This window comes from Amycolatopsis melonis (assembly GCF_040064235.1).
Classification (GTDB): Bacteria; Actinomycetota; Actinomycetes; order Mycobacteriales; family Pseudonocardiaceae; genus Amycolatopsis; species Amycolatopsis melonis.
Window position 1 is genome coordinate 253,553 of record NZ_JBDZYD010000003.1, and the last position, 13,397, is coordinate 266,949.

Here is a 13,397-nt window from a genome sequence, read left to right on the forward strand (position 1 = left end):
CCAGAAACCGGGAATCGTCCCAAGGTATGAACGTGGTTCCCACCCTGAGGGAGCCGTGGGTACCCTCGCACCCGTGACCGGGCTGACCAGCTTCTTCCTGACGCAGCGGCGCGCAGTGGACCTCTGCCGCGTCCGCAGCAGCCTGTGTCGCGCGTCGTCCGGCCGGCGCTGAACGACGCCCCGGCTCAGCCGTCCCGAAGCCGCTGACGCGTGCCGTTCGCACGCACCCCCTCTGCACCAGCTGGAGGAACCATGCCCGCCGGACCGGCCGTCGACCCGCGAGGCCCGCGGTTCGCCGCCATCCTGACCACGATCGTGCTCGCGGTCGTCCTGGTCACCCAGTGGTGGCCGCTGCTGGCACTGCAGACCGTCGTGTTCGCCATCGGCGCGTTCGTCGGGCTCAAGCCGGCGCCCTACTCGATCGTGTATCGCACGCTCGTGGCCCCGCGCCTCGGCCCGACCGACGAGCGGGAGGACGCGGCCCCGCTGCGGTTCGCCCAGGCCGTCGGGTTCGTGTTCGCGCTCGCCGGCACGGTCGGCTTCGCCACCGGGATCACCCCGCTCGGCATCGTCGCGACGGCGTTCGCGCTGTTCGCGGCCTTCCTCAACGCGGCCTTCAACTTCTGCCTCGGCTGCGAGATGTACCTGCTCATCAAACGCTTCAGCCCCGCCCGCGCGTCCTGATTACGTTCAACCCCAGAAAGAGAGTTCGCTTCATGAGCCGTGAAGACGTCCTGGTCACCACCCAGTGGGCCGAGGAGAACCTGGACACCCCCGGCGTCGTGTTCGCCGAGGTCGACGAGGACACCACCGCCTACGACGCCGGCCACATCCGGGGCGCGGTGAAGTTCGACTGGCGGAAGGACCTGCAGGACGGGGTGCGCCGCGACTTCGTCTCCAAGGAGGGCTTCGAGCAGCTCCTGTCGGAGAAGGGCATCTCGAACGACGACCTCGTGATCCTCTACGGCGGCAACAACAACTGGTTCGCCGCGTACGCGTACTGGTACTTCAAGCTGTACGGCCACGAGAAGGTCAAGCTGCTCGACGGCGGCCGCAAGAAGTGGGAGCTCGACGGCCGCGAGCTGAACTCCGACGAGGTCAAGCGCGAGCGGACGAACTACCAGGCCAAGGACCAGGACCTGTCGCTGCGCGCGTTCCGCGACGAGGTCGTCCAGTCGATCGGGTCGAAGAACTTCGTCGACGTCCGCTCCCCGGACGAGTTCTCCGGCAAGCTGCTCGCCCCGGCGCACCTGCCGCAGGAGCAGTCCCAGGTCCCCGGCCACATCCCCGGCGCGCTGAACGTGCCGTGGGCGAAGGTCGCCAACGAGGACGGCACCTTCAAGACCGAGGAAGAGATCCGGGAGCTGTACAAGGACGAGGGCATCGACGAGAGCAAGGGCACCATCGCCTACTGCCGCATCGGTGAGCGGTCCTCGATCGCCTGGTTCGCGCTGCACGAGCTGCTGGGCTACCAGGACGTGAAGAACTACGACGGTTCATGGACGGAATACGGCTCGCTCGTCGGCGTGCCGGTCGAGTTGGGAGCCAAGTGATGGCGGTTGACGACAGCTGCGGCGCACCGGTCCAGGAGGCCACGCCGGCGGACTTCGACACGCGCGGGCAGGTCGTGCTCGCGGGCAAGGTGACGGGCGCGGACGGGCCGGTCGCCGGCGCGTTCGTCCGGCTGCTGGACGGCGGCGGCGACTTCACGGGCGAGGTCGTCTCCTCGGCCGACGGCGACTTCCGCTTCTACGCGGCGCCGGGCGAGTGGACGGTGCGCGCCCTGCACCGCACCGGCAACGGCGAAGCGTCGGTTACCGCGGAGGGCCCGGGCCTGCACCAGCTGGCCATCTCCGTCGGCTGAGTGCCGACCTCGTGAAGGCCACCTCGAGTTCCTCGAGGTGGCCTTCACGGCTTTCCGGCCGGGTGACCGTGCTCACCGCAGCCACCCTGGGCGGGGCCGGACGCGGCCGGGCGGACTAAGCTCCCACCCGTGGAAGCTCTGTTTACGACCTTGCTGGTGCTGGCCGGCGTCGCGATCACCTGGTTCGCCGTGTACGTCGTCTACCGGCTGTACGCGGACCAGCGCTGACCCATGACCGCCAGCGGCGACGAAGCCATCGCGGCAGCGGAGAGGCGCGCGGAAAGCACCCGCGGGCGCAACCTGCCGCTGTGGGACGACCTGCCCATCCCCAACGACACCGCGAACCTGCGCGAGGGGCCGAACCTCAATGACGCCTGCCTCGCGCTGCTGCCGCTCGTCGGTGTCTGGCGCGGTGAGGGCGAGGTCGACTACCCGACCATCGACGGCCCGCGCAAGTTCGCGCAGCAGCTGACGATCTCGCACGACGGCAGGCCGTTCCTCATCCACGAGTCCCGCTCCTGGCTGCTGGACGACGACGGCAACGTCGTCCGCCCCGCCGCCCGCGAGTCCGGGTTCTGGCGGCCGCAGGAAGACGACACGATCGAGCTGCTGCTCACCCACAACACCGGCATCGTCGAGCTGTACTACGGCAAGCCGCGCAACCAGACGTCCTGGGAGCTGGGCACCGACGCGGTGATCCGCACGGCCACGGCCAAGGACGTCACCGCGGCCCAGCGCCTGTACGGCCTGATCGAGGGCTCCCTCGGCTACGTCGAGGAGCGCGCGATGATGGGCCAGGAGATGCAGCCCCACACTTCGGCCCTGCTCCGCCGCGTCGCCGGCTGACGTCGTGCGCTGGCGGCGCTGCGGCGAGGACGCCGCCCTGCTGGACTGCGACTCCCCCGACCGGATGCGGGCGGCCCACGCCACCGTGCTGGCCGCCCGCCCCGAAGGCGTCGTGGACCTCGTGCCCGGCGCGCGCAGCCTGCTGGTCGTCGGGAACGTCGCCGCCGTGCGGGCGCTGCTGGAGGACGCCGACCTCGCCCATCCGCCGTCCGGCGAACCCCGCGAAGTGACGCTGGACGTCCGCTACGACGGCGAGGACCTCGACCTGATCGCCCGCGACGCCGGCCTGTCCGCCGAAGCCGTCGTCGAGCTGCACACCGGAGCCGTCTACACGGTCGCCTTCACCGGGTTCGCCCCCGGCTTCGGCTACCTGACCGGCCTGCCGGAGCCGTTGCGGCAACCGCGGCTGGAGTCGCCGCGCACCCGTGTCCCGGCCGGTTCGGTGGGGCTCGCGGGCGAGTTCACCGGCGTCTACCCACGCGAGTCGCCGGGTGGGTGGCGGCTGCTCGGGCACACGTCCGCGACGCTGTTCGACCCGCACGCCGACCCGCCCGCGCTGTTCGCCCCCGGCGACCGCGTCCGCTTCCGGAGTGTCCGATGAGGACACTCGAGGTGCTCGACCCCGGCCGGTACGCGCTGGTCGAGGACCTGGGCAGGCCCGGCTACGCCCACCTCGGCGTCGCGCCGTCGGGAGCGCTCGACACGGCGTCGCTGCGGCTGGCGAACCGCCTGGTAGGCAACGACGAAGCCGCGGCGGGCATCGAGACGCTGCTCGGCGGTCTTTCCGTGCGGTTCACCGCGGCGGCGACGGTCGCGGTGACCGGCCCGGCGGTCGACGTCCGGGTCGACGGCCGCGGCGCCGGCTCCCACGCGCCGGTGCCGGTCCGCGCCGGGCAGACGCTGACGCTGGGCACCCCGGCCACCGGACTGCGCTGCTACCTGGCCGTGTCCGGCGGGATCGCGGTGGAACCGGTACTCGGCAGCCGGTCATGGGACGTCCTGTCCGGCATCGGTCCCCCGCCGCTGGAAGCCGGCGACGTGCTCCCGCTCGGCGTCCCGGCCGGGATCCCGGCGGGCGCGGACGTCGTCGTCCCCGTGGCCGCCCCGGCGGACCTGGTGATCCCGGTGACGCTGGGCCCGCGCGACGACTGGTTCGACGACCCGGCGCGCAGCCTCTCGGCGTGGTGGACGGTCACCGCGGAATCGAACCGCGTCGGATTGCGCCTCGACGGGACGCCGTTGCGCCGGTCCGTCGAGGGCGAGCTGCCCAGCGAGGGCGTCGTCACGGGCGCGATCCAGGTGCCGCCGAGCGGGCTGCCGGTGGTGTTCCTCGCCGACCACCCGACCACCGGCGGCTATCCCGTCGCGGCGGTCGTGCGCCGGGCCGCGCTCGGCGCGCTCGCCCAGGCGCGGCCGGGCACCCGGGTGCGCTTCCGGATGTCCTGAAAGTCCGGTACCACCACGCGGGTGAGACGCCGATCACGCGTGCACCCGTCCGGGTAAGGGTCGGAACCATGTGGCGCCGCCGCCCGTCCTGATAGGCGTGGAACAGGTGACGATCAGCGGTGGCACGGGTTTCCTCGACGTGAACACGCGGGTGCGGGCGGAGCTGCCGCAGTCGCTGCGGATCGCACTGGCCACCGGGCAGCTGCGCCGTCCGCTGGCCACCACGCTCGGCCCGGTGCTCGACCTGCTCGTCGACGGCGACTACCGGGTGAGCGGTCCGGAACGGCCGGCCGAAGAGCGGGAACTCACCCCGACCGACACGTGGCCGCCGTCCGACGAGGCCCGCGTCGGCTACTACCGGACGGCCATCCGCACCGGGCACCGGCCGGTCGCGGTGGTGCTGGCCGACGGCGACCGCGAGCTGATCCTCGACGGCCACCACAAGATCGCCGCCTACCGCGCCGAAGCGGTCGCCCCGGCGATCGTGCGGATCGCCATCGCTCAGGCGTATTCGCCCTCGTAGGCGGCCACCAGCTCGGCGTACACCGGTCCGGACTCGGGGAGCCGCTCGCCGTCCAGCGTGTGCACGCGGGTCAGCTTGCGGACGCTGGAGGCCATGAAGACGCCGTCGCCCTCGACGAGGTCCCGCACGGTCAGCGGCTCCACCTTGACCGCCCAGCCCGCCTTCTCGGCGCCGCGGAACACCGCGGCCTGGGTGGTGCCCGGCAGGATGCCGATGCTCGACGGCGGTGTGTAGAGCGTCCGGCCCTTCGCCAGCACGACGGTCGAGGTCGGGCCTTCGAAGACCGAACCGTCGGCAGCGGTGAAAATCACATCTTCGGCACCGCGGCGGCCTGCCTCGCGCAGCGCGGCCATGTTCACGGCGTAGGACAGCGGCTTGGCCCCGAGCAGCAGCCAGGGCGCGCGCTCGGCGAGGTCCGGCGGGAAACCGCGGTCCAGGGTGATCGCGGCAACGCCCTCGGCGCGGGCCCGCAGGATCGACGGCGGCACCTCCGACCCCAGTGCGAACCCGGTCGGCACCGCGGCGGGATCGCCGTCGGATCCCCGCGTGTACACCAGTTTCAGCACCATTTCCGGGCCGCCCGCCCACCTTTCGAGCACGAGCGAAACGACCCGTTCCCACGCCACTAAGTCGGGCGCGGGCAGGTCGAGCATGGCCGCCGAACGGGCCAGCCGGTCCAGGTGCGGCCCGAGCTCCCGCGGACGGCCGTCGACGACGAGGATCGTCTCGAAGACGCCGTCGCCGCGCATCAGCCCGAGGTCGTCGACCTTGATCTGGGCGACGTCGGGGTCGGCCGGGGTTCCGTCGAGGAAGACGAGCACGCGCATGCGCACACGGTACTCACCTAGGCTGGGAGGCATGCCGTACCGCTCGCCGCTGCTGGACGTGCCCGGATCGATCCCCCCGCCCGACGACCACCCCGAAGCCGGCGTCCCCTGGCACTGGGGAGACCCCTTCGCGGAGCAGCGCACGGCTTCGCGCGGCGTGGTCGTGATCGACCGCTCGCACCGCGAGTTCATCGCCGTCACCGGCGAAGAACGGCTGTCGTGGCTGCACCTGGTCATCTCCCAGCACGTGACCGGGCTGGCCGAGGGCTCCGGCACCGAGGCGCTGGTGCTGGACAGCCAGGGCCGCATCGACACGCACATGGTGCTGGCCCACCTCGACGGCACGGTGTACCTCGACACCGACCCTGGCCCGACGGCGACCAGCGCGCTGCCCAAGGGCGGCGACCAGACGCTGCGCGAGTACCTCGAAGCGATGAAGTTCTGGTCCAAGGTGGACATCCGCGACGCGACCGGCGAGCTGGCGCTGCTGACCGTGCTCGGCCCGGACGCCGAGCGGGTGCTGAGCGCGGTGGGCGCCGAGGTAGGCCCGGAGCCGTACGCGGTGGCGGCGCTGCCGGGCGGCGGGTTCGCGCGGCGGATGCCGTGGCCCGGCCGGTCCAGCGTGGACCTGGCGGTGCCGCGCGCCGCGCTGGCGGAGTGGTGGAAGCGGCTCACCGACGCGGGTGCCCGTGCGGCGGGCAGCTGGGTGTTCGACGCCCTGCGCGTCGAGTCGGTGCGGCCCCGGCTGGGTGTCGACACCGACGAGCGCACGATCCCGCACGAGGTGGGCTGGGTGGGCGCGGCCGCCCACGTCGCGAAGGGCTGCTACCGCGGCCAGGAGACGGTCGCGAAGGTGCACAACGTCGGCCGTCCGCCGCGGAACCTGCTCCTGCTGCACCTCGACGGCTCCCCGGAGGTCACGCCGGAGACGGGCGACCCGGTGCTGCTCGACGGCCGGACGGTCGGCCGGATCGGCACGGTGATCCAGCACCACGAGCTGGGCCCGATCGCGTTGGCGCTGGTCAAGCGGTCGACCCCGGTGGGCGCGGAGCTGCTGGCGGGGTCGGAGGACAACCTCGTCCAGGCAGCGATCGACCCGGACTCCGTGCCGTCGGAACTGCCTGCTCCCGGGCGTGCGGCGGCGGCGCAACTTCGTGGCTGAACGAAAGCCCCTGACAGCGAGATCACGCTCAACCGGGATAAACTGCGCTGTGATCGAAGTGCGGCCCGGCGGCAGGCGGCGGATCGACCGCGTGCTCGGCCCGGGATACCTCAGCGGCCTGGGTGACCTGCCGCTGAAGGTGCTGCGCGAGCGGCGCGACGAAGCCGCGCAGGAGGAGACGGACCTGTCCTACCTGCGCCGGCTGCTGCACGCCCGGATCGACATCGTGCGTGCGGAACAGGCCCGGCGCAGCTCCGGCGGCGGCAAGTCCAGCATCGTCGACCAGCTGGCGACGATCCTGGCGGACAACGCACTGGGCCCGGCGGCGGGCTCCGGACGGCACCAGCAGCTGGAGCCGTCCCGCGCCGGCGAGCACCGGCGGCACGCCGAAGCGCTGATCGGCGACACCGACCTGACCGACGTCGAGTCCCTCTCGGACGAGAAGCTCGCCTCCGCTTTGGACACCTACGCCCGCGAGGAGCTGTCGGTGTCGTCCTTCCGGCGCGAGGTCCAGGCCGTGATGGACACGCTCAACGCGGAGATCGCGAAGCGCTACCAGCAGGGTTCGGCCACTGTGGACGAGCTGCTGGAGAACGAGGGCCGCGGCGAGTGACCAACCCGGTGCTCGCCGAAGTGGTGCGGTCGGGTTTCGTGGAGAGCGTCCACCGCGGCGCACTGGTGGTGACCGGCCCGGAGGGCACGGCCCGCCTCGCACTCGGCGACGTGACATCCCCGGTGTTCCCGAGGTCGTCGAACAAGCCCCTGCAGGCAGTCGGCATGCTGCGCGCGGGACTGGACTTCCGCGACGAGGACCTGGCGCTGGCGTGCGCGTCCCACTCCGGCGAGCCGGGGCACGTGAAGCGGGTCCTGGAGCTGCTGGAGGCGGCCGGGCTGTGCGAAGAGGACCTGGCGTGTCCCCCGGACTTCCCGCTGCACGTCCCGAGCATGCGCGACGCGGCCGAGCCCCGCCGGGTGATGATGAACTGTTCGGGCAAGCACGCGGCCATGCTGACGACGTGCGTCCGCGCGGGCTGGCCGACGGCGGGCTACGAGGCCCCGGACCACCCGCTGCAGCAGACGATCGCGACGACCGTCGCGGAGCTGACGGACGAGCCGATCGCCCACACGGGTGTCGACGGCTGCGGAGCACCGCTGTTCGCGTTTTCGCTGACAGGACTGGCCAGGGCCTTCGGCCGTCTGGCCCAGGCGACGGAGGGACCGCCGGCGGCGGTGGCGTCGGCGATGCGGGCCCACCCGTGGCTGGTGGCGGGCACGGGCCGCGAGGACACGGAGCTGATGTCCGCCGTGGACGGTCTGGTCTCGAAGGCGGGAGCGGAGGGTGTCCAGGCGTTCGCACTGCCGGACGGCTTCGCGGCGGCAATCAAGATCGACGACGGGAACAAGCGAGCCTGCGCGCCGTTGGCGGTGGAGACGCTGCGGTACCTCGGGGTGGACGTGAGCGGCCTGGAGGAACTCGCGCGCCCGGCGGTGCTGGGCGGCGGACGTCCGGTGGGCGAGATCCGGGTGCCGGAACTGCGCGGGTGATCGAGGAAGCCCGGCGCTGATCCCGCCATCGCGCAGCCGACCTGAGCAGCCGACCTGAGCAGCCGACCTGAGCAGCCGACCTGAGCAGCCGACCTGAGCAGCCGACCTGAGCAGCCGACCTGAGCAGCCGACCTGAGCAGCCGACCTGAGCAGCCGACCTGAGCAGCCCCCGTTTTCCACGCTACCGGCAGGCACCGACAGTTTCCGGGCTGGCAGCTGAAGTGTGCGGGAGATGTCCCCAAGGCGAACCCATCACTCTCCGGCCTGGCAGCCGAGGCGCGCGGGAGATGCCCCCAGGCGGTGCCGTCGCTAGTTGGCGCGTTCGCGGGCGGCCAGGTCGCCCCAGAACTCGCGCAGGTCCGAGAACAGCTCGGCCAGCTCCTCGACGTTGCCCGAGCGGAGCGCGTCCAGGATGTCGTGGACCTCGTCGGCCGTGTTGTCGGCTTCCAGGGCCGCGTCCGAGAACAGCTGGACCAGACCGCCGTAGTCCAGCTCGACCACCGAGTCAGGGTGGAAGTTGTCCAGCCACCTGCGCGTCTCGAACAACACCCGGCCCGGCCCCGAGTCGCCGAACGTCTGCTCCAGCAGTTCGCCCGCTTCGCGTGCCCGGTGCTGTGCCTCCGCGAGCGTGACCCGCCAGGACAGTTCGCGCTGCGGGTCGTCGCGGCCGCTGCCGAGGACCAGCCTGCGGTCGTCCGGGTCGACCAGGACGAACCACGGCAGCGGGACGGTCCAGGTCGTCGACAGCGTGTGCGCCGCCGTCGTGCTCAGGTCCGCCATCGCTGACTTCGTCCGGGCGCGGATCTTCTCCTGGGTGAAGCCGCCCTCGTCGAGGACGACGTTCTTCAGCGCCGGATGCGCGTCGCCGATGAACGTGACCAGCGCGGCCGCCGACCGGGCGCGCAGCTCCAGCGGGCAGACCAGGGGCCCGTGCTCGGCCTTGCCGCCGGGGACCTCGTCCGGATCCAGCACGAGGACGTCGGTCAGCAGGCTCGGCGCGGGACGGCCGTCGGCGAGCTCGGCGGGCAGCAGCCGCCGGGGCGCGGCGACCTGTGACTTGAGCCACATGGACTGCTCGCGCGCGCCCACGTCCGTCCGCCGCAGCTTGGCCGCCGCCACGGCCGCACGCAGCCGCTCGTCCGGCGGGTCGCCCAGGGCGAGCAGGGGTTCGTACACCCGCAGGTAGGCCACGAAGGGACGGAGCACGGGGTAGATCGTGGCACGTTTACCTGCGCCGATCGTCACCGACCGGCCGGTAACCGGTGTCCGCCGGACACTGTCACCACCGGCACACCGTGCCACGTCGCATCCAACCCCCCGGACACGGTACGGTGTGAGCAGGAAAGAATTGTCGAGACGATGCGGGGCCGCCGATTCCCCCGGCCGCCCCGCCCCTGTGCGAGGGGGTCGAGCCATGGGGCGCGGCCGGGCTAAGGCCAAGCAGACGAAGGTGGCGCGTGAGCTCAAGTACAGCTCGCACGAGACCGACTTCGATGCTTTGCAGCGCGAGCTGTCGAGTAACTCCTCCAGTGACAACCACCATGAGGACTCTGCCGACAGCCGGTATGAAGACCCGTACGACGACGGGTACGACGAGTACCGTCGTTGAGCACGCGTAAACGCGCGAGGGTGAAGCCGGGCACCACCCGGCACCGCCCTCGCGCGTCGCGTGCTGCCCACAGTCGTGCCCACCAGCACGCGGGGCTGCGAAGCGATGAAGGAGTGAACCGGTGGTAAGTCGGGTTGGCGTCGTCGGTGCGGGACTGATGGGTTCCGGCATCGCCGAGGTGCACGCACGGTCCGGGTTGGACGTCGTGGTCACCGAGGTGAACCAGCCGGCGCTCGACGCGGGCAGGGCACGCATCGAGAAGTCCCTGCAGCGCGGCGTCAAGAACGGCAAGCTCACGGCCGAGGACGCCGACGCGGCGCTGGCCAGGCTCCGGTTCACGACGGACATCGCCGAGTTCGCCGACCGCGAACTCGTCATCGAGGCGATCCTCGAGCAGGAGCAGGCGAAGGTCGAGGTCTTCCGCCAGCTGGACAAGATCGTCGAGGCCGAGGACGCGCTGTTCGCGTCCAACACGTCGTCGATCCCGATCATGAAGCTGGGCATGGCGACGGGCCGTCCCCAGCAGGTGGTCGGCATCCACTTCTTCAACCCGGTGCCGGTGCTGCCGCTGGTGGAGCTGGTGCCCTCGCTGCTGACCAGCGAGGAGACCGCCCGCCGCGCGGAGGAGCACGCGACGACGGCGCTGGGCAAGACCGTGATCCGCTCGCAGGACCGCGCCGGGTTCATCGTGAACTCGCTGCTGGTGCCGTACCTGCTCTCGGCGATCCGGATGATCGAGTCGGGCTTCGCCTCGGCCGAGGACATCGACCGCGGCATGGAGCTGGGCACGGCCCACCCGATGGGCCCGCTGCGCCTGTCCGACCTCATCGGGCTGGACACCATCAAGGCCATCGCGGACTCGATGTACGCGGAGTTCAAGGAGCCGCTGTACTCGTCGCCGCCACTGCTGCTGCGCATGGTGGACGCGGGCCTGCTCGGCAAGAAGACCGGCCGGGGCTTCTACTCCTACAGCTGATCGACTTTCGTTGCGGTCCGGGCCTCCGTTCGGTGCTCCGGACGGCGACTTCGTCGGCTGGGCGCCGCCGCCCGGGTCCGCTTGACTGCCGGGTATGCCCGAACCGACCCGACGCACCGTCCTCCAAGCCGCTCCCGCCGCCGGCCTCCCGCGGCCGTCCCCCGGTCACCGCGTGACGACGTTCGTCTTCGCCGCGGGCGCCAACGGCGTCTCGGCCGCGCCGGCCGAGCTGGTCCTGCGCGGCCACCGCGGTGTCGGGGTCGACCTGGCGGGCCACCAGTTCCGCCTTTCCTACCAGGCGCCCCAGGACCTGGCGGCGTTCGCGACCGAGCGGTCACCGCTGGCCGGCGTGACGGTGGCGGACCAGGTGGCGGCCACAGTGGACGTCGTCCGCCGCGCGGCCGCGCACGGCCCGGTGGTCCTGGTCGGCGCGAGCATCGGCGGCGCGGCGATCACCCTGGTCGCGGACGCGGTACCGCACCTGATCGATCTCCTCGTCTACGACGCGGCGTTCTGCTGCGTCGACCTCCCGACCCCGGACGAGTACCTGAAGACCCCCGAGGCGGCCGCGTCGGCCATCGGCGACCTCCTGGGTTTCGTCGCCGCGGACCCGGCGGTGACCGGCGCGATCCGCTGCAACTGGCGCACCGCCGACCGCGCCCTGCTCGCGGCGGCGAAGAACGCGTTCATGGCGGAAGCGACGGACGCGGAGTTCTTCACGTTCCTCAACGGCATGGCCCCCGACGAGCTTCCCGCCAAGGGCTCGACCCCGGCCCGCGGCGACCGCACCCGCTGGGGCCGGGTGCCCCGCGTCTACGTCCGGCACCTGCGCGACCGCGTCATCCCGCTCGCCCTGCAGAACCGCATGATCCGCGAGGCGGACGCGGCCACCCCCGGCAACCGCTTCCGCGTGTTCGACCTCGACACGAGCCACGTCCCGGACACCCGGAAGCTCGCCGAGCTGGCCGGAATCTACGACGAGCTGGCCTGATCGAACCGCACGGGAGCCTCGAAGGCGGCGCGCCGGGCGGCCCGCCGCAGGACGGCGAGCACGGCGGGCCCGAGCAGCACGATCGCGACGGCGTTGGTGATCGCCCGCCCGGTGTCCCAGCCGAGGGTCGACGTCACGAGCGTGAAGGCCAGGAACCGGTGCAGGTTGTCGGCCGGCGGCGCGCCGGGCACGAAGCCGAGCTGGGTGCCGGTGCCGGCGAGGAACGGCCACGTCCACAGGCTCATCAGGAGCCCGAAGAAGTAGGCGGCGAACACACCGTAGGCGACCAGCAGGAAGATCTCCGCCTTGCCGCGGGCCCGGGGAAGCAACCCGGCACCAAGCCCGATGAGCGAAGAGGCCAGCATCTGGAACGGCAGCCACGGCCCGACACCGGCGGTGAGCAGCGCCGAGGTGAACAGCGACGTCGAGCCGAGCACGAACCCGAAGCCGGGCCCGAACACCCGCCCGGCGAGCACGAGCAGGAAGAACACCAGCTCGATCCCCCCGGTCCCGGCCCCGAGCGGCCGCAGCCCGGCATTGACGGCCGAGAGCACGCCGAGCAGCGCAAGCGCCTTGGCATCGATGCCCCCGCGGGAAAGCTCGGCCAGCACGACGAGGATCAGCACGGGCAACGTGGCCATGAAGACGAACGGAGCATCAGCGCCGTGCGCGGCGGCGCTGGGCTGCGGGTGCGCGAACAGCGGCCAGCAGAACATGGCCAGCCCGAGGAGGCTCGCGACGGTGAGCACCAGCGCGGGCCTGAGGGTGAGCCGGACGGGGCGAGGCGGGGTGAGGAACTCGGTCATGCCGGGGACTCCGGCGGTGCGGAGGCCCGGAGGGGTCGAGTCGGTTGCGCGGCTCCGGGGATTGGAGCGTGCGGCGGGGTGGGCGCGGCGATCCGGGCGGATCCGGGCGGGTTCGCCGCCTCGGGAGTGGACGGCCGTCCAGGTGGGGTGCCACGGAGGGGCCGCCGCCTGGCGCTGATCGCTGCCAGACGCCGAGGCACGCCGGGGCGCTCGGCGGCGCCGCTACGCGGCCTGGCCGGGACATCGGCGACCACCGCGGGGAGACACCGAAGCGCGCCGGGACGCCGGGCAGCTCCGGACATGCCGCCACAAGACCTGACCGCGGCACCCGCGACCACCACGCGGACACACCGAGACGCGCCAGGGCGCTCGGCAACTCCGGCCACGCCGCCACAAGACCTGACCCCGGCACCGGCGACCACCACGCGGACACACCGAGACGCGCCGAGGCGCTCGGCAACTCCGGCCACGCCGCCACAAGACCTGACCCCGGCACCCGCGACCACCACACGGACACACCGAGACGCGCCGAGGCGCTCGGCAACTCCGGCCACGCCGCCACAAGACCTGACCCCGGCACCCGCGACCACCACGCCGAGACACCGAGACGCGCCGAGGCGCTCGGCAACTCCGGCCACGCCGCCACAAGACCTGACCCCGGCACCGGCGACCACCACGCCGAGACACCGAGACGCGCCGAGGCGCTCGGCAACTCCGGCCACGCCGCCACAAGACCTGACCCCGGCACCGGCGACCACCACGCCGAGACACCGAGACGCGCCGAGGCGCTCGGCAACTCCGG

Annotated in this window: 17 protein-coding genes; 14 read left to right on the plus strand and 3 right to left on the minus strand. The window is 72.3% G+C overall.

The window, feature by feature from the left end:
* The first annotated feature begins 73 nt into the window (after positions 1-73).
* The 8 genes from ABJI51_RS09090 to ABJI51_RS09125 all read left to right on the plus strand — a co-directional run bounded on the left by ABJI51_RS09090 (position 74) and on the right by ABJI51_RS09125 (position 4,679).
* Positions 74-172, plus strand: a complete 99-nt coding sequence (locus ABJI51_RS09090) for a putative leader peptide (protein WP_348949124.1) — start codon at positions 74-76, stop codon at positions 170-172.
* 80 nt (positions 173-252) lie between these two features.
* Positions 253-684: a DUF4395 domain-containing protein gene (locus tag ABJI51_RS09095; protein ID WP_348949126.1), complete on the plus strand. Its 432-nt coding sequence runs from the start codon at positions 253-255 to the stop codon at positions 682-684.
* A 32-nt stretch (positions 685-716) separates the two neighbouring features.
* A complete protein-coding gene (locus ABJI51_RS09100; protein WP_348949128.1) occupies positions 717-1,553 on the plus strand; it encodes a sulfurtransferase in 837 nt (278 codons plus the stop codon).
* A complete protein-coding gene (locus tag ABJI51_RS09105; protein WP_348949130.1) occupies positions 1,553-1,864 on the plus strand; it encodes a DUF1416 domain-containing protein in 312 nt (103 codons plus the stop codon). Before ABJI51_RS09100 ends, ABJI51_RS09105 begins: the two co-directional genes overlap by 1 nt.
* 231 nt (positions 1,865-2,095) lie before the next feature.
* The gene (locus tag ABJI51_RS09110) at positions 2,096-2,710 is read left to right on the plus strand and encodes a heme-binding beta-barrel domain-containing protein (protein WP_348949132.1); all 615 of its coding nucleotides are present in this window, start codon (positions 2,096-2,098) and stop codon (positions 2,708-2,710) included.
* Between the two features lie 4 nt (positions 2,711-2,714).
* Entirely contained in the window at positions 2,715-3,311 is a 597-nt protein-coding gene (locus tag ABJI51_RS09115) for a 5-oxoprolinase subunit B family protein (protein WP_348949133.1), read from the plus strand.
* On the plus strand, positions 3,308-4,156 hold the full coding sequence (locus tag ABJI51_RS09120) for a 5-oxoprolinase subunit C family protein (protein ID WP_348949135.1): 849 nt from the start codon (positions 3,308-3,310) through the stop codon (positions 4,154-4,156). Before ABJI51_RS09115 ends, ABJI51_RS09120 begins: the two co-directional genes overlap by 4 nt.
* 97 nt (positions 4,157-4,253) lie before the next feature.
* Positions 4,254-4,679, plus strand: a complete 426-nt coding sequence (locus ABJI51_RS09125) for a hypothetical protein (RefSeq protein ID WP_348949137.1) — start codon at positions 4,254-4,256, stop codon at positions 4,677-4,679.
* Here ABJI51_RS09125 and ABJI51_RS09130 read toward each other — a convergent pair.
* Positions 4,658-5,506 (minus strand): aminodeoxychorismate lyase, encoded by an 849-nt coding sequence (locus tag ABJI51_RS09130; protein ID WP_348949139.1) that lies wholly within the window; start codon positions 5,504-5,506, stop codon positions 4,658-4,660. The two genes, ABJI51_RS09125 and ABJI51_RS09130, sit on opposite strands and share 22 nt — an antisense overlap.
* A gap of 31 nt (positions 5,507-5,537) precedes the next feature.
* Between ABJI51_RS09130 and ygfZ the strand changes: the two genes are divergently transcribed.
* From ygfZ to ABJI51_RS09145, 3 genes are read left to right on the plus strand one after another with little or no spacing between them, the layout of a single operon-like run.
* Positions 5,538-6,668, plus strand: coding sequence for a CAF17-like 4Fe-4S cluster assembly/insertion protein YgfZ (gene ygfZ / locus ABJI51_RS09135; RefSeq protein WP_348949141.1), 1,131 nt, complete (start codon positions 5,538-5,540; stop codon positions 6,666-6,668).
* 49 nt (positions 6,669-6,717) lie between these two features.
* Positions 6,718-7,281 (plus strand): RsiG family protein, encoded by a 564-nt coding sequence (locus tag ABJI51_RS09140; RefSeq protein WP_348949143.1) that lies wholly within the window; start codon positions 6,718-6,720, stop codon positions 7,279-7,281.
* Positions 7,278-8,213: an asparaginase gene (locus ABJI51_RS09145; protein WP_348949144.1), complete on the plus strand. Its 936-nt coding sequence runs from the start codon at positions 7,278-7,280 to the stop codon at positions 8,211-8,213. Before ABJI51_RS09140 ends, ABJI51_RS09145 begins: the two co-directional genes overlap by 4 nt.
* Before the next feature lie 309 nt (positions 8,214-8,522).
* On the opposite strand, the gene ABJI51_RS09150 is transcribed toward ABJI51_RS09145, so the two are convergent.
* Entirely contained in the window at positions 8,523-9,419 is an 897-nt protein-coding gene (locus ABJI51_RS09150; RefSeq protein ID WP_348949146.1) for a DUF8083 family protein, read from the minus strand.
* A gap of 208 nt (positions 9,420-9,627) precedes the next feature.
* Between ABJI51_RS09150 and ABJI51_RS09155 the strand changes: the two genes are divergently transcribed.
* From ABJI51_RS09155 to ABJI51_RS09165, 3 genes are all read left to right on the plus strand, one after another.
* A complete protein-coding gene (locus tag ABJI51_RS09155; protein WP_091319261.1) occupies positions 9,628-9,822 on the plus strand; it encodes a DUF3073 domain-containing protein in 195 nt (64 codons plus the stop codon).
* 121 nt (positions 9,823-9,943) lie between these two features.
* Positions 9,944-10,798, plus strand: coding sequence for a 3-hydroxybutyryl-CoA dehydrogenase (locus tag ABJI51_RS09160; RefSeq protein ID WP_348949147.1), 855 nt, complete (start codon positions 9,944-9,946; stop codon positions 10,796-10,798).
* 94 nt (positions 10,799-10,892) lie between these two features.
* Positions 10,893-11,789: an alpha/beta fold hydrolase gene (locus ABJI51_RS09165; RefSeq protein WP_348949149.1), complete on the plus strand. Its 897-nt coding sequence runs from the start codon at positions 10,893-10,895 to the stop codon at positions 11,787-11,789.
* Here the strand turns inward: ABJI51_RS09165 and ABJI51_RS09170 are convergent.
* Complete coding sequence (locus ABJI51_RS09170; RefSeq protein WP_348949151.1) at positions 11,771-12,595, minus strand: ECF transporter S component family protein; 825 nt, start codon at positions 12,593-12,595, stop codon at positions 11,771-11,773. The genes ABJI51_RS09165 and ABJI51_RS09170 overlap by 19 nt on opposite strands.
* Positions 12,596-13,397 lie beyond the last annotated feature (802 nt).

Coding starts and splice junctions, on each gene's coding strand:
- ABJI51_RS09095 (WP_348949126.1), top strand. CDS start 253: ATGCCCGCCGGACCGGCCGTCGACCCGCGAGGCCCGCGGTTCGCCGCC.
- ABJI51_RS09100 (WP_348949128.1), top strand. CDS start 717: ATGAGCCGTGAAGACGTCCTGGTCACCACCCAGTGGGCCGAGGAGAAC.
- ABJI51_RS09105 (WP_348949130.1), top strand. CDS start 1,553: ATGGCGGTTGACGACAGCTGCGGCGCACCGGTCCAGGAGGCCACGCCG.
- ABJI51_RS09110 (WP_348949132.1), top strand. CDS start 2,096: ATGACCGCCAGCGGCGACGAAGCCATCGCGGCAGCGGAGAGGCGCGCG.
- ABJI51_RS09120 (WP_348949135.1), top strand. CDS start 3,308: ATGAGGACACTCGAGGTGCTCGACCCCGGCCGGTACGCGCTGGTCGAG.
- ABJI51_RS09130 (WP_348949139.1), bottom strand. CDS start 5,506: ATGCGCGTGCTCGTCTTCCTCGACGGAACCCCGGCCGACCCCGACGTC.
- ygfZ (WP_348949141.1), top strand. CDS start 5,538: ATGCCGTACCGCTCGCCGCTGCTGGACGTGCCCGGATCGATCCCCCCG.
- ABJI51_RS09155 (WP_091319261.1), top strand. CDS start 9,628: ATGGGGCGCGGCCGGGCTAAGGCCAAGCAGACGAAGGTGGCGCGTGAG.
- ABJI51_RS09165 (WP_348949149.1), top strand. CDS start 10,893: ATGCCCGAACCGACCCGACGCACCGTCCTCCAAGCCGCTCCCGCCGCC.
- ABJI51_RS09170 (WP_348949151.1), bottom strand. CDS start 12,595: ATGACCGAGTTCCTCACCCCGCCTCGCCCCGTCCGGCTCACCCTCAGG.